Source organism: Bacillus sp. FCW2 (assembly GCF_021228595.1).
Lineage (GTDB): Bacteria > Bacillota > Bacilli > Bacillales > Bacillaceae > Bacillus > Bacillus velezensis.
The window spans coordinates 1,581,515-1,600,793 of the sequence record NZ_CP089436.1 but is presented as its reverse complement, the minus strand read 5'-3'; the positions used below and the strand labels follow the sequence as shown (position 1 = coordinate 1,600,793).

At 42.4% G+C, this 19,279-nt stretch carries 27 protein-coding genes and 2 pseudogenes; 11 read left to right on the top strand and 18 right to left on the bottom strand.

Going from position 1 to position 19,279, the window contains the following annotated elements; genetic code table 11:
* The first annotated feature begins 30 nt into the window (after positions 1 to 30).
* The 3 genes and pseudogenes from K3G25_RS08385 to cspD all read left to right on the top strand — a co-directional run bounded on the left by K3G25_RS08385 (position 31) and on the right by cspD (position 1,595).
* Positions 31 to 1,173, top strand: a complete 1,143-nt coding sequence (locus K3G25_RS08385) for a diglucosyl diacylglycerol synthase (protein ID WP_007409520.1) — start codon at positions 31 to 33, stop codon at positions 1,171 to 1,173.
* A gap of 94 nt (positions 1,174 to 1,267) precedes the next feature.
* Positions 1,268 to 1,379 (top strand): annotated as a pseudogene (locus K3G25_RS08380) (hypothetical protein); the annotation flags it as partial.
* A 15-nt stretch (positions 1,380 to 1,394) separates the two neighbouring features.
* Positions 1,395 to 1,595, top strand: a complete 201-nt coding sequence (cspD, locus tag K3G25_RS08375; protein ID WP_003153604.1) for a cold-shock protein CspD — start codon at positions 1,395 to 1,397, stop codon at positions 1,593 to 1,595.
* A gap of 51 nt (positions 1,596 to 1,646) precedes the next feature.
* Here the strand turns inward: cspD and K3G25_RS08370 are convergent, their stop codons facing one another.
* On the bottom strand, positions 1,647 to 1,829 hold the full coding sequence (locus K3G25_RS08370) for a hypothetical protein (RefSeq protein ID WP_012117812.1): 183 nt from the start codon (positions 1,827 to 1,829) through the stop codon (positions 1,647 to 1,649).
* A gap of 161 nt (positions 1,830 to 1,990) precedes the next feature.
* On the opposite strand from K3G25_RS08370, the gene K3G25_RS08365 reads away from it, so the two are divergent.
* The gene (locus K3G25_RS08365; RefSeq protein WP_014418165.1) at positions 1,991 to 2,248 is read left to right on the top strand and encodes a DUF2564 family protein; all 258 of its coding nucleotides are present in this window, start codon (positions 1,991 to 1,993) and stop codon (positions 2,246 to 2,248) included.
* Between the two features lie 26 nt (positions 2,249 to 2,274).
* On the opposite strand, the gene K3G25_RS08360 is transcribed toward K3G25_RS08365, so the two are convergent.
* Together K3G25_RS08360 and K3G25_RS08355 are read right to left on the bottom strand one after the other, a co-directional pair.
* Positions 2,275 to 2,457 (bottom strand): zinc-finger domain-containing protein, encoded by a 183-nt coding sequence (locus tag K3G25_RS08360; RefSeq protein WP_003153581.1) that lies wholly within the window; start codon positions 2,455 to 2,457, stop codon positions 2,275 to 2,277.
* Between the two features lie 2 nt (positions 2,458 to 2,459).
* On the bottom strand, positions 2,460 to 3,131 hold the full coding sequence (locus K3G25_RS08355) for a ribonuclease H family protein (RefSeq protein ID WP_014418166.1): 672 nt from the start codon (positions 3,129 to 3,131) through the stop codon (positions 2,460 to 2,462).
* An 81-nt stretch (positions 3,132 to 3,212) separates the two neighbouring features.
* Between K3G25_RS08355 and K3G25_RS08350 the strand changes: the two genes are divergently transcribed.
* From K3G25_RS08350 to sspL, 3 genes are read left to right on the top strand one after another with little or no spacing between them, the layout of a single operon-like run.
* Entirely contained in the window at positions 3,213 to 3,893 is a 681-nt protein-coding gene (locus K3G25_RS08350) for a queuosine precursor transporter (RefSeq protein WP_012117815.1), read from the top strand.
* 6 nt (positions 3,894 to 3,899) lie between these two features.
* On the top strand, positions 3,900 to 4,292 hold the full coding sequence (locus tag K3G25_RS08345) for a reverse transcriptase-like protein (protein WP_031304201.1): 393 nt from the start codon (positions 3,900 to 3,902) through the stop codon (positions 4,290 to 4,292).
* Positions 4,293 to 4,343: 51 nt separating this feature from the next.
* Positions 4,344 to 4,472, top strand: coding sequence for a small, acid-soluble spore protein L (sspL, locus tag K3G25_RS08340; RefSeq protein ID WP_003153575.1), 129 nt, complete (start codon positions 4,344 to 4,346; stop codon positions 4,470 to 4,472).
* Positions 4,473 to 4,477: 5 nt separating this feature from the next.
* On the opposite strand, the gene K3G25_RS08335 is transcribed toward sspL, so the two are convergent.
* The 7 genes from K3G25_RS08335 to K3G25_RS08305 form a co-directional block, all read right to left on the bottom strand.
* Positions 4,478 to 5,365 carry a 5'-3' exonuclease gene (locus tag K3G25_RS08335; protein ID WP_021494215.1) on the bottom strand — a complete coding sequence of 296 codons (888 nt, stop codon included), beginning with the start codon at positions 5,363 to 5,365 and terminating at the stop codon, positions 4,478 to 4,480.
* 93 nt (positions 5,366 to 5,458) lie between these two features.
* Positions 5,459 to 5,602 (bottom strand): hypothetical protein, encoded by a 144-nt coding sequence (locus K3G25_RS08330; RefSeq protein WP_014418168.1) that lies wholly within the window; start codon positions 5,600 to 5,602, stop codon positions 5,459 to 5,461.
* Between the two features lie 76 nt (positions 5,603 to 5,678).
* Positions 5,679 to 5,936 carry a YpbS family protein gene (locus K3G25_RS08325; RefSeq protein WP_012117818.1) on the bottom strand — a complete coding sequence of 86 codons (258 nt, stop codon included), beginning with the start codon at positions 5,934 to 5,936 and terminating at the stop codon, positions 5,679 to 5,681.
* Positions 5,937 to 6,003: 67 nt separating this feature from the next.
* Complete coding sequence (locus K3G25_RS08320) at positions 6,004 to 9,585, bottom strand: dynamin GTPase (protein WP_232489673.1); 3,582 nt, start codon at positions 9,583 to 9,585, stop codon at positions 6,004 to 6,006.
* A gap of 182 nt (positions 9,586 to 9,767) precedes the next feature.
* Entirely contained in the window at positions 9,768 to 9,863 is a 96-nt protein-coding gene (gene fbpC, locus K3G25_RS08315; protein WP_025284905.1) for a Fur-regulated basic protein FbpC, read from the bottom strand.
* A 72-nt stretch (positions 9,864 to 9,935) separates the two neighbouring features.
* Positions 9,936 to 10,442, bottom strand: a complete 507-nt coding sequence (locus K3G25_RS08310; RefSeq protein WP_003153565.1) for an isoprenylcysteine carboxyl methyltransferase family protein — start codon at positions 10,440 to 10,442, stop codon at positions 9,936 to 9,938.
* On the bottom strand, positions 10,442 to 11,542 hold the full coding sequence (locus K3G25_RS08305) for a type III polyketide synthase (protein WP_100261850.1): 1,101 nt from the start codon (positions 11,540 to 11,542) through the stop codon (positions 10,442 to 10,444). The genes K3G25_RS08310 and K3G25_RS08305 overlap by 1 nt, the downstream gene beginning before the upstream one ends.
* 166 nt (positions 11,543 to 11,708) lie before the next feature.
* Here K3G25_RS08305 and K3G25_RS08300 point away from each other — a divergent pair, with 166 nt between their 5' ends.
* Positions 11,709 to 12,317 (top strand): GNAT family N-acetyltransferase, encoded by a 609-nt coding sequence (locus K3G25_RS08300; RefSeq protein WP_100261851.1) that lies wholly within the window; start codon positions 11,709 to 11,711, stop codon positions 12,315 to 12,317.
* A 28-nt stretch (positions 12,318 to 12,345) separates the two neighbouring features.
* On the opposite strand, the gene K3G25_RS08295 is transcribed toward K3G25_RS08300, so the two are convergent.
* Positions 12,346 to 12,654, bottom strand: a complete 309-nt coding sequence (locus K3G25_RS08295; protein ID WP_014418174.1) for an MGMT family protein — start codon at positions 12,652 to 12,654, stop codon at positions 12,346 to 12,348.
* Between the two features lie 222 nt (positions 12,655 to 12,876).
* Here K3G25_RS08295 and K3G25_RS08290 point away from each other — a divergent pair, with 222 nt between their 5' ends.
* Positions 12,877 to 13,140 carry a hypothetical protein gene (locus K3G25_RS08290; protein WP_017418009.1) on the top strand — a complete coding sequence of 88 codons (264 nt, stop codon included), beginning with the start codon at positions 12,877 to 12,879 and terminating at the stop codon, positions 13,138 to 13,140.
* A gap of 742 nt (positions 13,141 to 13,882) precedes the next feature.
* Here the strand turns inward: K3G25_RS08290 and K3G25_RS08285 are convergent.
* On the bottom strand, positions 13,883 to 14,446 hold the full coding sequence (locus K3G25_RS08285; protein ID WP_072177197.1) for a cysteine hydrolase family protein: 564 nt from the start codon (positions 14,444 to 14,446) through the stop codon (positions 13,883 to 13,885).
* Positions 14,447 to 14,791: 345 nt separating this feature from the next.
* On the opposite strand from K3G25_RS08285, the gene K3G25_RS08280 reads away from it, so the two are divergent.
* Positions 14,792 to 15,067 (top strand): hypothetical protein, encoded by a 276-nt coding sequence (locus K3G25_RS08280; RefSeq protein ID WP_007409505.1) that lies wholly within the window; start codon positions 14,792 to 14,794, stop codon positions 15,065 to 15,067.
* Between the two features lie 235 nt (positions 15,068 to 15,302).
* On the opposite strand, the pseudogene K3G25_RS08275 reads toward K3G25_RS08280, so the two are convergent.
* From K3G25_RS08275 to K3G25_RS08265, 3 genes and pseudogenes are all read right to left on the bottom strand, one after another.
* A pseudogene (locus tag K3G25_RS08275) lies at positions 15,303 to 16,223 on the bottom strand (nucleobase:cation symporter-2 family protein); the annotation flags it as partial.
* Positions 16,224 to 16,259: 36 nt separating this feature from the next.
* On the bottom strand, positions 16,260 to 16,424 hold the full coding sequence (locus tag K3G25_RS08270) for a hypothetical protein (RefSeq protein ID WP_232489672.1): 165 nt from the start codon (positions 16,422 to 16,424) through the stop codon (positions 16,260 to 16,262).
* Complete coding sequence (locus K3G25_RS08265) at positions 16,421 to 16,975, bottom strand: Holliday junction resolvase RecU (protein ID WP_232489671.1); 555 nt, start codon at positions 16,973 to 16,975, stop codon at positions 16,421 to 16,423. The genes K3G25_RS08270 and K3G25_RS08265 overlap by 4 nt, the downstream gene beginning before the upstream one ends.
* A gap of 97 nt (positions 16,976 to 17,072) precedes the next feature.
* Here K3G25_RS08265 and K3G25_RS08260 point away from each other — a divergent pair, with 97 nt between their 5' ends.
* Positions 17,073 to 17,312 carry a helix-turn-helix domain-containing protein gene (locus tag K3G25_RS08260; RefSeq protein ID WP_014470254.1) on the top strand — a complete coding sequence of 80 codons (240 nt, stop codon included), beginning with the start codon at positions 17,073 to 17,075 and terminating at the stop codon, positions 17,310 to 17,312.
* Here the strand turns inward: K3G25_RS08260 and K3G25_RS08255 are convergent.
* From K3G25_RS08255 to K3G25_RS08245, 3 genes are all read right to left on the bottom strand, one after another.
* Positions 17,302 to 17,487 carry a hypothetical protein gene (locus tag K3G25_RS08255; RefSeq protein ID WP_232489740.1) on the bottom strand — a complete coding sequence of 62 codons (186 nt, stop codon included), beginning with the start codon at positions 17,485 to 17,487 and terminating at the stop codon, positions 17,302 to 17,304. The two genes, K3G25_RS08260 and K3G25_RS08255, sit on opposite strands and share 11 nt — an antisense overlap.
* A gap of 113 nt (positions 17,488 to 17,600) precedes the next feature.
* Positions 17,601 to 18,050, bottom strand: coding sequence for a group I intron-associated PD-(D/E)XK endonuclease (locus K3G25_RS08250; RefSeq protein ID WP_232489670.1), 450 nt, complete (start codon positions 18,048 to 18,050; stop codon positions 17,601 to 17,603).
* 421 nt (positions 18,051 to 18,471) lie between these two features.
* Positions 18,472 to 19,245, bottom strand: coding sequence for a nucleotidyltransferase domain-containing protein (locus K3G25_RS08245; protein WP_232489669.1), 774 nt, complete (start codon positions 19,243 to 19,245; stop codon positions 18,472 to 18,474).
* Between the last annotated feature and the right edge of the window lie 34 nt (positions 19,246 to 19,279).

Sequence of the window (19,279 nt, the reverse complement as noted above, 5' to 3'; positions counted from 1 at the left end):
TTGTTGTTGATTACATTGAGGTGAATTTACTTGAATACCAATAAAAAAGTATTAATTTTGACTGCAAATTACGGAAACGGACATGTTCAAGTGGCCAAAACGCTCTACGAACAATGTCTGCGTCTCGGCTTAGATGTGACGGTTTCCAATTTGTATCAAGAGTCAAATCCGATTGTTTCAGAGGTTACTCAATACCTTTATTTAAAAAGCTTCTCAATCGGAAAACAGTTTTATCGTTTGTTTTATTACGGAGTTGACAAAATCTATAATAAACGCAAATTCAATATTTATTTTAAAATGGGAAATAAACGTTTAGGCCAGCTCGTCGAAGAGCATAAGCCGGACATTATTATCAATACATTTCCGATGATTGTCGTACCGGAATACAGACGGAGAACCGGAAAAGTGATCCCGACGTTCAACGTTATGACCGATTTCTGCCTTCACAAAATCTGGGTTCATGAAAATGTTGATAAATATTATGTCGCCACAGATTACGTGAAGGAAAAACTGATTGAAATCGGCACTCACCCGAACAACGTAAAGATCACGGGCATTCCCATCAGGCCTCAATTCGAGGAATCGATGCCGAAAGAGCCGATTTATAAAAAATACAATCTCTCTCCCGACAAAAAAGTTCTTCTTATTATGGCGGGAGCGCATGGTGTGCTGAAAAACGTAAAAGAACTGTGCGAAAATCTCGTTCATGACGATCAGGTGCAGGTTGTGGTGGTATGCGGCAAAAACAGCTCGCTGAAAGAATCCCTCAGCAGCTTGGAAGGTGACAATGCCGACCGGCTGAAAGTGCTGGGCTATGTAGAAAGAATTGACGAGCTGTTCCGTATTACGGACTGCATGATCACGAAACCGGGCGGCATCACACTGACGGAAGCGACGGCGATCGGAGTACCCGTTATTTTGTACAAACCGGTTCCCGGACAGGAAAAAGAAAACGCCATTTTCTTTGAAGATCGCGGTGCGGCTGTCGTGGTCAACCGCCACGAAGAAATTTTAGAGTCTGTCACCTCCCTTCTTGCGGATGAGGAGAAGCTGAACCGGATGAAGGACAATATTAAAAGCCTTCACCTCCCCAACTCTTCTGAAGTCATTTTGCAGGACATTATAAAAGAATCTGAAATGATGGCCGGGAAGGCGGATATGGCATTATCGTAAAAGAAAAGCACACGAACGATTCGTGTGCTTTTTGTTTTTTTCCGGTTAAGCTTTGTTACTGGAAAAATAAAGATAAAAAATAGGGAGCTGCCGCTTGACGCCCGCTCCCATATGGTGTATAGTTGAACCATCATTTAACAACGTTTACATACGTACGGTTGGATGATGACAAAATTTTTTTTAGCACGAAGGTGCTACAGTACTAGGAGGAATTAAGCAATATGCAAAACGGTAAAGTAAAATGGTTCAACAACGAAAAAGGATTCGGCTTCATCGAAGTTGAAGGCGGAGACGACGTATTTGTTCACTTCACTGCTATCGAAGGAGAAGGATACAAATCATTAGAAGAAGGACAAGAAGTTTCTTTTGAAATTGTCGAAGGTAATCGTGGACCTCAAGCTTCTAATGTTGTAAAACTCTAAACTCAATACATGTTGATCAGATGACAAATAGAGGAGAGGCGTATGCCTCTCCTATTTGATTGCCGTCTGAATCTCAATGGCGACAAGATTCTGCTTGCAGCGCTGCTCGATTTCTTCAATTTGTTTCTCCATTGACGGCATTCCTTTTTTTGCCATTTCCGCTAAACTTCCCAAATCACCGTATATTTCTTTAAATGTCTGCTGAAGGATTGTTTTTAAATCTTTATCATTCACGGCTGGTTTTTCCCTTCTCTCCCAAGATACCCTGAATAATAGTAAATTAGCCCTAATTAATCAGGTTCAATAGTTATATCGGCTTATTTTCTATATTTTTTTCTATTTTCCGTACATATTTCTAAAAAAAATCTCCAAACTATTTGCGGAGGTGTTTTTTAATGGACTCTGAATTTTTTCCAAACGGACTGACGGATAAACGCCAGCTTGAATTAGCGGTGGAAACGGCCCAGAAAACAACGGGAGCGGCTACCCGGGGCCAAAATTCAACTTTGGTGGAATCTGCGCACCAGGCGATTCAGGATGCCAGAACGATGTCACAATCCAGTGAACTGCAGGCTCTCGACCAGGATTTTCTGCAAAAGCAGCGAATGCTTCTCGACGATTGCCAGCATCAGCTCGATGAATTCGAAAAATAAAACCGCAGAAGCTGCGGTTTTATTTTTTATTGATTTGTCAGCACCTTGCCGTAGGCTTTCAGCTTCTCCCCCACCGTGCATTGGTTGATGCAGAAAGAATGAGCGTGCGTTTTTCCAAACTCTTTGCGGAAATGCTTTTTTACGAAACAGTCTTTGCAATATTCATCCTGAAGCTCTGTCAATTCTTTATAAATGCTTTTTTTATCCAATATCAGTCATCTCCGTTACCTTCTAATGTTATGCGGCTTTCAATCTGCCGGTCCGAGAGAATTTTTCTGGCAAGGTCATCCGCTTCTTGATTTTCCTTTCTGTTTACGGCTTCATATGTCGGTGTCAGCTTTAAGGATTCGAGCAGCGCTTCAATTTTATCCAGCCATTCGTTTTGCGTTTCATCATAACACGGCCAGCTGCCGTCAAGCTGATGTAAAACGACGAGGGAATCCCCTCTTATCGTGATTGAATTTCTGCTTGCGCCAAGTTCCTGCACTTCCTTAAGCGCTTCGTACAAAGCGGCATATTCCGCCTCATTGTTCGTCTGAAGCGTTAAGCTTTTGTTTTTCCGTATGCGGTGCCGCTTGCCGCCGAGAGAATAATACACGACAATTCCGAGTCCGGCGCGTCCGCTTGTTTTGTCAAAGCCGCCGTCGAAATACACTGTAATGTCGTCAGGTTCGTGCGCAAGCTCTTCAGTAAGCTTTTCTAATTCTTTAAGCGTCCAGCTCGCGCCTTTTTCATCCTCAAAATAAATGTCTTTTATATAAGGAAAGCGGCTGACTTCTCTTGCAAGCATGCGCGCTTTCGGAACGGTCAGCCAATCTTCGGAAAAAAACGCGACAGGGCCTGTTCCTTTTGCTTCTATTTCGATATACGGCTTAAGATTCATTGAAATCACCTTACCATTCATTAGTTGACGGGCGTGTGCTATAATCAAACCATTCTCAAATTGAAAGGAAGTCAGCAGGTTTTGTTTAACGATGTGTTATGGATCTTATTTGCGGTCATTCATTTTATCATTGTTCTTCTGTTTTATAAAGGATTTGGCAAAACGGGCCTATTCGTATGGATCGGTTTCGCCACGGTGTGCGCCAACTTGCAGGTTGTCAAAACAGTCGAGCTGTTCGGACTTACGGCGACACTGGGAAATATCATGTACGGCACCGTTTTCTTCGCAACGGATGTGCTGAATGAAAAATACGGTCCCAGGGAAGCGCGCAAAGCCGTCTGGCTCGGGTTTTCCACTCTGCTCGCTTTGACATGCGCCATGCAGGGGGCTCTTTTATATAAACCGGCTGCGTCAGATATCGCACAGCCGGCCCTTGAGACGATTTTCGGTTTTCTGCCGCGTGTTGCGCTCGGAAGCCTCTTGGCTTTTATTTTCAGCCAAACGATAGATGTTTATGTATATTCAGCCATTCGGAGAATCTTTCCTTCAGACAGGCTTCTCTGGCTCAGAAACAGCGGAAGCACGGCGCTCAGCCAGCTGCTGGATACATTTATCTTCACTGCCGTGGCCTTTATCGGCGTTTATTCCGCGGGAGTATGGTTCAGCATCTTCATTTCAACTTACCTGATTAAATTTGCGGTATCACTCATTTCTGTCCCTTATGCGTATGCGGCAAAACGAATGACACCGAATGGAGAGTGACGGATGATGCCCGCTGAAATTTATGTAGACGGTGCAAGCGCCGGAAACCCGGGCCCGTCCGGTATCGGTATTTTTATTAAACATGACGGGAAAACAGAATCTTTCTCAATTCCGATCGGCGACCATTCAAATCAGGAAGCTGAATTTCTCGCTTTAATTGAAGGAATGAAGCTGTGTGCCGCCCGCGGATTTGAGTCCGTGTCATTCCGGACGGATTCGGATATCGTGGAGCGGGCCACAGATCTTGAAGCGGTTAAAAACAAGGCTTTCCAGCCGTTTGTGGACGAAATCATCCGCTTAAAGGCCGGATTTCCATTGTTTTTCATTAAGTGGATTCCCGGCAGACAAAACCAAACAGCCGATCAGCTCGCAAAAAAAGCGATTCGGCTGAATAAATAACCGGAATGAAATTGCGTCTCACTGTTCATCCTACAAATGAGGTGAACAGCTATGAGAAAAGAAAATAAAGGCCGGCTGACCGGGGGCGTGAATCCTCAGGGAAATATGGAAGGAAACGCGCATAAAGACCCGAAATCAGCCCTTGAAAACAACGCAAAAAAAAGCAATACAAAACGCTAGAGGGATCAGCTGATCTCTCTGGCGTTCAGCTTTTCGAGCATTCTTTCAATTCCTTTTATCTGATGGCGTCTGAGCATTAAGGATGCTTCTTCCATCTTCAATGAAAAAAGTGCTTCTTCAAGCGTACAGACTAACGGCACCTCGCAATGTATTTCAGCAAGCTGCCTTGACAGCTCCAATTCTTTCAGGCTTTGCTGAATTTTCGTTTGCTGGCCCTTCGGCAAGAGAGCGAGGCTTTCTAATAACCGGTCTATGTTTTGATATTCACGGATCAGCTTGTACGCCGTTTTTTCCCCGATCCCTTTAACGCCGGGATAGTTATCGCTCGTGTCTCCCATCAGCGCCTTAATGTCAATCAGCGCTTTTGGCGGAACTCCCGTTTCTTCTCTGAATATCTCATCTGTATATACCTTATAATTGCCGATACCCTTTTGCAGCAGCGCTACTTGAACTTGATGATTCAGCAGTTGAAGCAGATCTTTATCACCCGTTACAATCGTAATTTCCGCTTCCCCGGAAAATAGGGCAGAAAGCGTACCGATACAGTCATCCGCTTCATAGCCTTTTATGCCGATGTTTAAAAAACCGAGCTCTCGCGCTGCTTCTTTCGCTAGATCAAATTGCGGAATCAGCTCTAGCGGCGGTTCGCTTCTGTTGGCCTTATAATCTTGAAACAAGTCATTGCGGTACGTTTTGCTTCCCATATCCCAGCAGCAGACGACATGTGTGGGTTGAAACGTATCAACCGCCGTAATAAGATGCTTTAAAAAACCGTTGACGCCGTTTGTGGGAATTCCGTTTTCATTTATCATAAAATTGCGATGAACGGCCGTCGCGAAAAACGAGCGGAACAAAAGCGCCATGCCGTCAACGAGCAGTAATTTATTATTCATATATCGAAACTCCTTTTTATTCAATGTTCCTATTTTACCAAAGAAGGCGGTAAAAAAACAGCATCCCCCCATTTGGAAGATGCTGCCGTCACGTTACTCACCGTGTCTTTTATTGCTTGCTATCAGCTTTTCAGCTTCACGGCCGGCATAAGAATCAAATTTCTGTCCGAAGCCGTTTTTCTTTTTGGCATTGTTATTCTGCTGAGCATTTCTGTTTCCCAGTTTTGTTCTGCCCATGGTCATATCCCCCTTTAGAGAAGATACGAATAGTATGTACAGCAAGCGCTGATGACACACGCGGCAGGTTCATCCATTACTGTCTGCTGACGAATTCTTTCACCATCTCTTCACTTACGAATCGTCTTTGCGGCACGATGCCCTTTTTCGCCAGCTGGTTCATTTTTGCGGTGATGCCATTGATGGCATCTGTCGTGAACGGTTTATTCTGTCTGCATTTTACAATGGCTTCTTCAATGGCCTGTTCACGCTCATAATCAAGCTGTACAAATGTTTTGACGTGCTGATGCTGTTTTGCGGAATGTGCTGAAATTGCTTTATGGACTTCTGACATAAAAGGTTTCATCTCGCTTTTTTCATTTTAGTCTACCACGACTGATATCTGCCCGCCAACCGGATTTTTAAATTTTCAGCATTTCATCTTTCTTTTTCCATGCTTTTTCGGCTTCGTAAAGGTGTTCAATTTCCCTTGCACTCGTATTTTCCGCAAGACCTTGTAAATAAGTGTCCCGCTGCTCGCGGATCTGGGACAGGCTTTTATCCGCCATTTCTTCTTGCAGACGGCGCACCTGCTCAGCATATCGCTCTGAAAGGCTTTCTTTCTCCTGCTCAAGCCACTTTTCTGTCACTTTTTGCAGGCTGAGCCTGAGCCCTTCTACAAACGCTGCTTTTCCGTTCTGTTCAAAAAACTGCTTCGGTGATTTAACTTCCTTTACGTGATGTGAGAATGCCGAGACGTCAATGACCGGAGCGACCTCTTTCAGCTGAACGGCAAATTCGTTTTCACCGCTGACATAAATGGAGAAATCTCCGTCTTCCATAAGCTTCTTCTGACAGTTTTCCATCCATTCCTCAGTCATATGGCGCTCAATAAAACCGGTCATCCGGATATCGAGCGTTTTCAGCTCTTGAATATATTCAAAACGGAATTCCTTGAGCGCTTCATTCAGCGCCGCTGATATATTTTGTTTCCAATCACCGTTTTGAAGACCCGGATGGAAGGCGGTTTTCAGCATATCATTCGCATAAAACGTCAGGCGATGTTTAATGTGATAGAGCTGTTCTTCCGTATCTTTCATCACTTTTCGAATGATGACCTCAGACGTACGGCGCTTTGAAATGTCACCGAGAGCTTTTTCATAGGAAGACTCCAGACGCTGTTTCTTTTTCTCTTTTTCTTCTGCCGACTGGTGAAGAGATTCGTGAAGCTGTTCCACCATACCGCACAATTTGTCCGCCTCTGTTTTCAGCTGGGCGCAGCTGGCCCTCATTACATCTTCCTCAATAAAGTGCTCAAGCCCGGTTCTTACATCAGAGAACCTGTTATAAAAAGCTGCTTTTTTACCCGCAAGCTCTTCTTTACTTGAGACATGATATAATTTCGGCCGGTTAATTCCCTCTTTTGAGAGTTCTGAGCGGACATAGTCTTTGACGGTTTCCAGCTCGCTTTCTGTTTTGGCCAGATCGGCGGCGTTAATGACAAAAAACATTTTATCCATGCCGAATGATTCTTTGACGAGGCCGAGTTTCTTCAGAAAAGACCTGTCTCCTTTTGAAAAAGAATGCTGATAGTACGTCATATAAAAGAACGCGTCAGCATCTTTTATATATTGAAAGGCAAGTTCCGTATGGCGCTTATTGATACTGCTTGCTCCCGGCGTATCAACAATGGTGATGCCTTTTTGCGTGAGAGGCGAATCATAATACACGGTGACTTCTTTTACGCAGCAGGCCGTTTTTTCTTCGGCTGCGTACGGTTTTACATCTTCAACCGGCACAGTCAGTGTCAGCCTTTGACGGATCTGTACTTCGTACGTATCAAACGCCTGCAGCATCGTCTGAATCACCGGGATGAGTTCATCGGGAACTTTTCCCTTTTTAATGGCATAATTCCATCTCTCTTTCAGTGAACGCCCCTTTACGTCAGTGTCTTTCAGCTCAGTCAGCTGAAGCATTTCAGCGTCCAGCTCCTCCTCCGTTTTAAAAACGATCTCCGCAGATTTATGCGGTTTGCCGTCTTGCGGTTTCGTTATTTTGTTGATCGTAGCCGTTGTGGGCGTCGGTGATGACGGAAGCACGTATTCACCGATAAGCGCATTTGCAAATGATGATTTACCGGAACTGAATCCGCCGAATAACGCCAAGGTAAACTGGCGGTTTTCAAGCCGCTCAATCCTGCTTCGAAAGGCTTCTGCCTGTTTTCCTAATATGCTTGAGGATTCAAGAATCCCGGCAAGCTCATAGAACCGATCAGTCTGCTCTTTTATAGGAAGTTCCTTCATCGCATTTTTTTCGGGCTTGTTTACTTCATGCCGTACAGCCTCTTTTGGTTTCTCTTTTTGGACGGGCGCTTTTGCAAGGCGTTTTTTTCGCGTATACCAGTCGCCGTTTCCCGTATCACAGGTCAATTCTTCTTCCCACAAAGCGCGGACTCGGGCTGCTTTTTCCAAGGCATTGCGTTCTTCTTTTGCCGATTGCGCGAGCTCATCCCTTATTTTCTTTTCTTTTTCGAGCCGGTTTTTCAAGTTCTCAATAAGCGGTCCGTTTTTTGTCTGAACATAAGCGGTCAGCTCCTCAATGAGTTCCGCTGTCTGTCTTTTGGCTTCCCTTCTGATCATTTCAGCGAGGTCTTTCGTATAAGTTAATACGTATTCAGATGAAAAGGCCGCTCCCTGCTTAAGGGCCTGAGCGGTGATATCATCAGAAAGCGGTGTGCGGTACGCCTGGATTTTCCTGATCAGTTCGTCCGAATCCGCTTCATACCGCTTGGCCGCTTTCGTAAATGTGTCGATAATATGCCAATCCGCTTCCCCTTCCGTTCTTTTTTTAATATCGGCAAAAAATTCAGCATGCCTTCTTTCTTTTTCCGAAGCCGTTTTCGCTTTTGAAAAGAATAATCCGGTTTTAAATGAGGGCTGCTGTGATTCAATATAAGCAGATGCAAGCTCCCTCATCTCAAAGGGCATCAGATTAGCGTTTTGCAATATGTTCTGCACGTCTTTTCTGATGTCTTTCTCTGCTGTTTCAGCCTGTTGAACGGCTTTTTTAAGCTCATCTTCAACAGAACGGACAAGTGCTTCTTGTTTGTCAAACTGCTCTCCGTTGCCGTTTTTATCATCTTTTACGAGCATCTCTTCATGCTCTTTGACTAAGTGCGCAACTTTTCTCTCCGTTAAGGACCATAAATTTGTTTTTGCCTGCTGTTTCAGCTTCTGCAGATGTTTTTTCAGCTGTTCCATGCCGTTTAAAGGATGGTCAGGCTCAGTGACAGACGTAAAGAAAAGCGATTCTTTCGGTATTCCCGCGCCTTCAAGCATATCTTCCACCTGCCTGCGGTACTCTTCAAACTTCGTTTCAGTTTCATCATGTCTGTCAATTTGGTTGACGATCAGAAACAAATTCGGAATACGGTCCTTGATGGAGCTGAGAAACAGCATATTTTCTTCTGAATGAACGTGATTATAATGAACGACGTAAAATAAAGCGTCAGCCTGATGAAGAACCGAAGCCGCAGATAAAAAATGCGCTTCGTCCGTCGAATCAATTCCCGGTGTGTCGATGTAGGCCGCATAAGGCTCTGACTCCTTAAAGCCGGCATAGACTTCCACCGTTTCAATTTGCTCACCATCTTTACAGAATTGCTGCACTTGTTCTTTATCGTAACTTCCTTTGATCTCTGCATAAGCCCCGTCCGTCGTATGAAGCACGACTTTATCTTCACCGTGCCGGATGACAACGAGGTTGGCGCTTGTAGGAATCGGGCTTGTCGGCAGTATGTCTTCACCGAGCAATGTGTTTAATAAAGAGGACTTTCCGGCCGAATAATGCCCGGTAAACGCGATATAAACCTCTTCATCAGCCGCTTTTTTCATAATGGCCGCGAGCTGATCGGCCCGTTTTTCATCCTGATGATCCAAAAATTGTGCGTATAAGGCACCCGTTCTGCTGAAAATCTCCCTGTTATGGCGTTCTTCTTCTGTCATGTGTCTTTACCCCTTTGTGTCTGTCGCATCAAATGACGTTTTCATTTTTAGAAAGCTCTGAAAAAAACCTCTCCCCCATTTTACACAAGAATGGCACACTTTTCTTCAGGAAACGCAAAAAAGCCGCCGATATCGGCAGCTGATAAAGAAAAAACACCCGCGGCAGGAAAAACCGCAGATGTTTAAGAAGACATCGATTTATTCGAAACTTTTTTCAATACGAAACCAATTAAAACACTGTATGTACAAACGGCTGCAAATAAAAATAACATTGTCATTTTCGGCACCACCTTGAATGAGAATCATTTTCATATTTACATCTTATCATGAGTGAGAATGATTTTCAATCTCTATTTTGCGGTGTTTTCTTCTAGCGCTTTCTCTTCGGCGCGAATCCTCACAGTGAGCATGCAGGCATTGAGAATCGAAAAGAGAAACAGTGTCCAATACGCTCCGTATAACAGCGGCAGAAAAATAAATTCTAAGATGACGACCGCGTAGTTCGGGTGCTTCATCCACCTGTACGGCCCCTTTCTGACAAGCTCCGCATCCGGCACGACAAGGATTTTCGTATTCCAATACCGTCCTAATGATAATAGCGCCCAATACCTGATCCCCTGTACAAATAAAATGATACATATAATGGCGGCCCACCTTGGAGAAAGCGTTTTTTGAAACGCCGCCACCTCAGCTGTAAGAGAGACAAAAAAGAGCACATGCATCAGGACGAGAAAGGGATAATGTCCTTCTCCGTATTCGACTGCGCCTTGCTTTTTCACCTTTTGCTCATTGCGCCGGGCCACGATCATCTCCGCAATCCGCTGGGCCGCAAGCAGCATGATAAACAGCCAAAACATTAAGAAGCCCCCTTTTCCCAGCCGAACAGCAAAAGCTCAGACGAAAATCCCGGCCCGAGAGCGCCGATCAGCCCTTTTTCGTTTTCTTTCTGCCGTCCGTGGAGCAACTGTTCTTTTATCACATGAAAAATAGTTGCGGAAGACATGTTCCCGTGTTTTTGCAGCACCTTCCGAGATGCCGCAAGCTGCCCGGTGTCCATTGAAAGACTCGTTAAATAGGCATCAATGACCTTTTTCCCGCCGGGATGGGCAAGAAAGGTTTTAATGTCGTGAGGACTGACGCCATATTCAAGTAAAAATTCATCAACATTGTCCTTCAGCCACTGTGAAACCAGGGTGGGAATATCTCTTGAAAAAATGACTTGAAAACCGCTGTCCGTGAATTCCCAGCCCATCACATCTTCCGCATCCGGCATCATCACCGATTGAGTGGCGAATATCCGCGGAAGAAGCGGCTGTTTGACGTCGTTTCGGTTCGCCTTTTCTCCTCCGATTAGTACTGCGGCAATTCCGTCCGCAAACAGGGAAGTTCCGATTAAGTTGCTTTTTGACTTGTCGTTCGGCTGAAACGTTAAGCTGCAGAGTTCAGCCGCGATGACAAGCACGTATGCTTCAGGATACGCGCGGCAGTATTCGTATGCCCTGGACAGGCCGGCCGCTCCGCCCGCGCATCCTAAACCCCAGATCGGTATCCGTTTTGTTTTCGCAGAAAACGGAAGCTGATTCATCACTTTCGCTTCAATGCTGGGTGTCGAAAGCCCGGTGCTGGAAATAAAAAAGATCGCATCCACTTTTTCATACGGAAAGGGATTTGTTAAACAATCCGGGTTTGTTAAACAATCAAGTGCCGCATCCGCACTGTGCTTGACGGTTTCTTCCGTATACAGCCGGTTTTTTTCTGAAAAACCCCGTGCCGTTTTATACCATTCAATCGGCCGGACAAACTGCCTTGATTCAATTTCGCCGTTTTGAAAGGCTTTTAACAGCCGGTCAATATCCTTAAATGAATCGGCAAACATCCCTCTCGCAAAATCCGCCGCCGTTTCTTGCGAGACATGATACTTCGGAATGCTCGTTCCGACAGATAACACATATGCCATGCCCATCACCTCTTTACATAAAGTTTTCCGCTTTTTTCCTGAATGTATGCATAAGTGTGAATCGAGGATTTCACTGACATGCCATTTTAATAGGAAATTGGCCCTTTTGAATAAGAAACCGTTCGACTATACTTGATCCATTCATAAAAAAAAGGTTGTGATAAGAATGCTGAAGCCTGTCATTCTTAGAGGGTCACTCGTACAGTTAGAGCCGCTGGCGATTGATCACACTCAAGCACTTTGTGACGCTGCTTCAGAAAATAGGACGACTTACGCTTACACCCATGTTCCTGACGGAATCGAAGAAACAAAGCGTTATATTGAGCGCGCGCTTTCCGATTATGAAAAAAGACTTGCATTGCCTTTTGCAGTACGGAGTCTTGAAACAGACCGAATCGTCGGGAGCACGAGGTTTATTGATGTGGAAGTGTTTACGCGGCCGACAGATGCAGCTCCGGAAGTATGTGAGATCGGCAGCACTTGGTATGCCTCTGCCGTGCAGCGGACCGGTGTCAATACGGAATGTAAACTTCTGATGCTGACCCATGCGTTTGACGTGTGGCAAGCTGTCAGGGTGACGCTGAAAACCGACGTTCGCAACCAGCGCTCACGGACTGCGATTTTGCGGATCGGAGCCCAATTTGAAGGGATCCGCCGCGCACACATTCCGGCTGTCGACGGCGGCCTCAGAGATACCGCCTACTACTCCATCCTTCGGGAGGAATGGCCTTATATCCGGCAAAACCTTTCTGGCCGGCTCAAAGCATATAACTGAAAAACCTGCCGATATACGGCAGGTTTTTTTACATATTCGGATCATAGACGTATAAATTGAGATCGATCCGTCCGTCTGACGTGACCGCTACCCCCTCAGCTTCAAGAGACAGCTTCTGTACGGAAAACATCTCTTCATCTCTCAATCCGATTTCGCCCTTTGCATTGATGACCCTGTGCCAAGGAAGATGATGCTTTTTACTCATGGAGTGAAGAATCCGCACAACCTGCCTCGCTCCCCGCGGACTTCCCGCAAGACCGGCAATTTGACCATACGTCATCACTTTTCCTTCAGGTATCTGTTTGATAATGGCTACCGCCCGTGCCGTAAATGTCATGCAACTCCTCATTTCGCAAGAGCAGATGATTTTTGAGAAAATCAGCTACTTCCTGATCTTATTTTTATAGATGATAATTGCTTCATCATCATACTTATTTCAACTCTGCGTTTAAATAGATTATCTGTTTGTTCACAAAAAATTAACAAAGATAAGCATGTACTTATTTAACATAATATGTAATAATACAATTGTATTAAAAAAAGAAAAGGAGTGTTTACAATGAAAATGAAAAAAACTTTAGCCGGCTCAGCCCTATCACTCGCTTTACTCTGTTCTGCCGCCCCTGCTTTTGCCGCAGGTCCTGCTGATACACCTTCTGCAGAAAGTAAAACGAAGGAAGTATCTGCTTTGGCGACGTTCATACTTAATGGTTCTGGCCCTGATTATCCTACTTCAATTTACCGGAATGGAATCACCTATTATTTAGACAACATCACCTTCCATGGTGCTGATGGCACTTGGACAGCCGTCTACAAAAGCTGATTTTTCATGACGGGCGGAAATGACGGGCGGAAAGTTTGTCTTAAGTAATAACTAAAAATAATCCGTATGTTACCGTGCAGATGAGAGAATAAATGATTGCTAACATGTATCTAAGAAGTGTCAAAATTGAAAATTATGACAGATTCTGTATTATCTCTTGCTCTACTTGTATCAGCATCTCCTGCTTTTGCAACTGCTGGACGGTATCAACAATTGGTATCTAAAAGGAGTTTCTTTCTGGAACGGAATCTGGTATGGGAATGATGAGCGCTGTTACGAATATGAAGGGGGCTCTGTCCCCTTTTTCTAGTTTCACTGACCTTAATAATTGATCCGATATATATGCCACTTTAGAAACTAATGGACAATTAGACTACGAATTAAAAGATGACTGTAAACCATCAAAGATCTTAAAAATGTGATCGATCCAAAATGTCTTAACAAAGAGCCTCGGCCTCAAAAAGATGATCAAGCCAATATATTCGAGGAAATCAAAAAACACCAGACTCAGCACAAGCCAAAAAATCTTGAATAATTCGCGGATTAGTAAGCCTTTTGTTATTCAAAACCGAAGCCGAATCAGACCGTTAACCGCCGATCATTTTTTACCGAAACCGGTTTACAAGAAACAAAAAAAGCATCTGAAGCAGATGCCTTTTTTCAATCGATATTGCGATGATGAAAAGAGTCGGTATTCCCCGTATTTTCCGACGAGGTCCTTGTATGCGCCTGAATATGCTTTTCAGCCGGCTATAAAATCATTGATTAATTGATCAGTCGTTAATATTGTGGCGAATTCATCATGCAATGTTGCCAGAGATATATTGTGAATAGTCTCTGCATCATAATATGTATCATTTTGGTCTCTCATTCCAAAGGCTGCTGTTGCATCTGAAATCAGGTATGTATCAAATCCTAAATTACCGCTCATCCTTGTGGTTGTTGAAACACAGTGCGGTGTAGTCAAGCCAGTGATTACGACAGTTGTTATATCATTTGCTTTTAAAAGCTCTTCTAGATTAGTACCAATAAAGCTGCTGTTTACTTTCTTGGTTATAATGACTTCTTTATCCATAGGTTTAACGATTTCCTTTATAGCAACCCCCTCATTTTTTGGATAAAATAAAGAACCAGGTTTATCAGAAATATGTTGTATGTATATGACTGTCCATCCTTTTTCTCTCCATAATTTCAGTATTTTGCTGATATTTTCTTCCGCCTTTACGTTATTTCGTTCTCCCCACTTTTTATCATCAAAGGCTTTTTGTACATCCACAATGATTAAAGCTTTTTTCTTTTCTGCCATCAGATAACCTCCTATATTGAAAATTCGTATTTATAACATTTTAAATAAAGATTTTACTTTTGTACAATTGTTTCAGTGTTAAATTTCATATCGCACCTTCCCCGTTGGAAAAGCATTGAAATATCTAAAGCAAGCACTCACTCAAAAGCTGCAGATCACCAGAGGCCGGCAATATTCAACTCTTTTTCTCTATATACTTATCAATATCCTGAAATAAAGCCTCAACAGTGAATGATAGGATTGCCCCTAACTAAATTCACACTCACAAAATATTAACAAAAAAATCCTTGGTCATTTTTGTATTTTATGTAATAATACAATTGTATTAAAAAAGGAGTGTTTAAAATGAAATTGAAAAAGGTTTTAACTGGTTCTGCCTTGTCTCTCGCTTTACTCGTTTCCGCTGCCCCTGCTTTTGCATCCAGCCCTGGCAATACAAATAGCGACTCAACTCAAACAAAAATTTCGACACAAGCGACCAAAGATTCTTTTACAATGGATTACCTTCATAGATGGGATATCCCAAATACAACTGTTAAGAATGGTGTTACTTATTACCTTAAGAAAGTAGAGATAATCGAAGGGTTCTATCGCGCAACTTTTGAAGGATGGATTAATTAAAAGAAGGGGCTTTCCCTTCTTTTCACTCTCTTTTGTAAGGATCTGTGCACAAAATACTCGTTCACGTACATATAGTGCGGGACGGTTTTTCGGCGAAATAAGGCGGATGCCTCATCACTCAATTTAGTTTCTTTTTCAAAAAATGAAAGAGAATGCCTCGCAAAAAGTTCAGCAACTTTCGGAAGCATCCTCGATCTGGATAAAATAAGATGTTATTTTAAAGAAAAACGGATAACTAACCCTCTTGAACCCTTGTCACATCAAGGGTTTTTTTCGTTTTAGGAATCATGTTATAAATAATATTCAAAATCACGGCGGTAAAGCTTCCGGCGACGATTCCGTTTGTGGTCAGCAGATTTAAGTAAGACGGCAGGTGCTTAAACATATCGGGAACGACGGTTACACCGAGTCCCAATCCGACCGAACACGCGACGATCAGAAGATTTTCCTGCTTTTTAAAGTCAATTTGACTGAGCATTTTAATGCCGTAGGAAATGACCATGCCGAACATGGCCACCATCGCGCCTCCCAGCACCGAAGACGGGATGATGGTCGTGAAGGCTGCGATTTTCGGAAAAAGGCCGAAGAGCATTAAAAGTGCGCCCGTGACACCGATGACCGCGTTTTTCTTAATTCCCGTCAGCTGCACGAGGCCGACGTTTTGGGAATAAGCCGTGTACGGAAAAGCATTAAAAATGCCGCTGATGAATACCGCCAGGCCTTCCGCGCGGTAGCCTTTTGCTAAATCACGTTCAGACAGGCGCCGGTTTGTCAGGTCACCGAGAGCGAAATAGACGCCGGTTGATTCAACAAGGCTGACAATGGCAACGATGGACATCGTAATAATCGGTGCCGCATGAAATGTCGGCGTCCCGAAGTAAAACGGTTTAATCATTTGAATTGCGTCAGCACTCGCCACATTGTCAAATTGCACTTTTCCCATAAAATATGCGATGGCCGTCCCGATGACAATGCCGATTAAAATCGAAATGGATTTCAAAAATCCTTTTGTAAACCGATAAAGCAGCACGATGATGACGAGCACCGTAAATCCGAGGGCAAGGTTAGCCGGATCACCGAAATCCTCGCTGCCTTCCCCGCCGGCAATATGATTCATCGCGACCGGCATTAAGGTCATCCCGATAATCGTCACAAGCATTATAGTTTAAGTACAACAATAAAAAGAGCCAGATTAATGGCTCTTTTCTTTTGCTAATAAATTAGACATTACTTCATTCACTTTTAAATTGACTTTCTTAATTGCTTCAGCAGATGGTTGATTCATGCTTTCAATCGTTATATGATATTTTTCTATTTCAAACGATTGCTTTGAAGATGACTTAACGAATTGACTCATACAGCACTCACACTCTGCTGTTCTTTTTTAATCAAATCATCGCAAAGCTTATTCAAGTAATATGTATAGTTAACTTTTTTCTTCATCGAACGGACTTCTGTGCCGATCTCTTCGCAAATTGCAATTGGGATACTGGATTTGTTTACTTTATTCTTATATGTATGTGACAACTGATTTTCAGCTATGTTCTTATATGTAAGGAAATCATTAATATGTACGAAATAAACTTTGTTTTCCGGCTCTCTAAACTGAAATAGAAAACCAGGAATTATGTTTGGATATTGCGCTGCCTCTTTTAAATGTTTAATCTGTTGTGGCTTGATGATCTTTTCACTGAAAGATACAGACTTGTTCTTTGTTGATTTAAGTTCAAAAGGAAAAAGATAACCTTTAAAGTGCAGGAAACAATCGTATTTGTTTTTTGATACAGCTGCTCCCCTTTTCAAAAACATTGGGTTAACATCTTTAATTCTATAGAAGAACAGCTTTTGATCTGCAGCTGATTTTTCTATATTTGCTTCAAAAACCTTGCCTTGGTTTGTACCTGCCAATCAATCACTCTCCTAAAATATTGAAATCAGAATTGATATTAAAATAAACCTTTGTTACACTGTTTTATGTCAATTAATATTGAAAGAAGTGTACGAAATGAAGCAATGGACACCTCTACGCCCTCGTTTAAATGAATTAATGTTTGAATATGACCTCACAGTTGATGACCTTTTCAAACGCACAGGATATCCGAGACAACGTATCCACGATTATATAAGTGGGGCTAAAGCTAATATGAACTTAGCTACAGGCATGACTTTTGCTGATGCCATTGGTTGCTCAATTGAAGAGCTGTACGAATGGAACCACGAAGAAAGAAGAAAAGTTAAATCTTAATCCCTTTTCGAGCCCATCTGATTTCCTGCATCAATTCTTCATTATTATCTGAAAGGTTGATTAGGTTACGGTGGGCTCTTTCGTATTCTTTTTCTTCAATGGCCTCCTTTGCTGTTTTCATTTGCCTATCCATCTTATTACACAGTGCTTGAATTGAATGATAAGGCTTGTTAATTGTTCTCGCCTCTTTTCCCTATGTTATTTGAATTTATTGTCTCGCTACTAAATGGTAACTATATCATGCGATTATGTATGTCATTTCTTGATTAAGTAATTGTCCATTATCACTTAATGGGTAACTAGTATATCAGGATCATTCGCTCTATATGGAAATTCTAAATGATCATCAAAGTAATGTACTGTGGTATGCGGGCTATGAAAATTCCTATTATAGTTACTAGTTCTCATTTTTATTGTGCTACGGTTATACATCTCTTCCCACTTCAAATAGGCGACTTTATTGTTTTCAGTATCAACTAAAGCAAGAACATCAAAACTAGTTTTCGAATACACATTGTTAGATCTGCGAATATCAAATACCAATTTATCATTCAGAACCTTATCAGAAGCTTTTACTTGAATTTTAAAGGATGCACCATTTTTTATAGCAACAATATCAATTAAGCTTCCATTATTCATTGGGGAAAAAAGCTCAAACCCCTTTTTAGTTAAGTCATATAAAACTAGAAACTCTCCACAGTCCCCAGTTTTTCTTTTTTCATCTTTTAATAGACCCATACATTCACCTATACTAATTTTATTTTTACTCTAAACAAAAGACCGATTTTATTTAATGTTCAACTTACTTTATTTGAGTCATAAGACAAGTGTACTCGTATCCAATAAAGTGCATCGGTTGCTTCATGAAAATCACCTTTAAAGAAATTCTTGGTCGCACTCCTTGATAAGAAAAAAATGTGTCTCCAATCGTCTGATTTAAAACCGAAAACTCTTTTGATCATTGGAGCAGTCCTCCCTCGTTTTGCGCAATTCTTTTTCCCTCTCTTTATTACTAATCTTCAAACAACCCCTCCTTTCTCGACTCACATCCCCCAAATAGTTAAAATCAGATAAGTCCCAACACAAGTCGCAACACCGGCCACAAACCCCTGAATAAGGCTGGTCAAACGAATGTACCCTAATTTCTTAAATATCTCTTTCATCCCTTAGGCCTCCATAGTTCTAACCCCTCTTTATTAATTTCGATTAACAGTTGATTAATTTTTTTATAGTCGGGGGCGTTAGGCAAATCTGAATTTGCAGCAGCGACCTTTAATTGAGCATCATACTCCTCAATCATCTGCATAGCTTCTTCAAAAGAGTATTTTCCATTACGGCAGTCTAATAGTAGCTCTCTGTTAGTTCGGTAAGTACTGAAATCACCAGTTTTTAAAATTTCAATTGCACTGGTAAGTAAACGTACACCGTGCATAAAAAACTTTGTATCGTAGCCATACTGCTCAATCAAGTCCTGTCTCCCACTCCCGTTAGACACCTTGTTCTTCAGTTTCTGGATCTGGGAGTTGGCGTAACCCCCAAAACGTTTTTGAATAAGCTTTGATAAGAACAAGTGACGGCTGTCAATGATTTTCTGACCTAGGCGAGTTAACTTTAGGTATTTATCAGGACTAACAAATAGGATTTCAATATTGTTAGGTACTCCGCTCATAGCATCTTTAATGAACTTGTTAACATGAATGATGCTAATATCTACGTCGTCCTTTGTGTTTTTAAAGTTTTTTCCGCCGCTTGTGTGGTATTCATTAAAGGATTCTAAACCTAGATAATACTCTTCTGGGGGAATACACACTCCCTTGAAATCACGGTCTGAATCTTCTGTGTTTGTTCCATATGCGTAACTGCCTGTAGGTGAAAGAATAATAGTTCTTTCATCTAACCAAGATAAATTTGATTTTTCATTAGGTAGCTCCATTTAGACCCCTCCATTCTCAATAGAATCAACATTT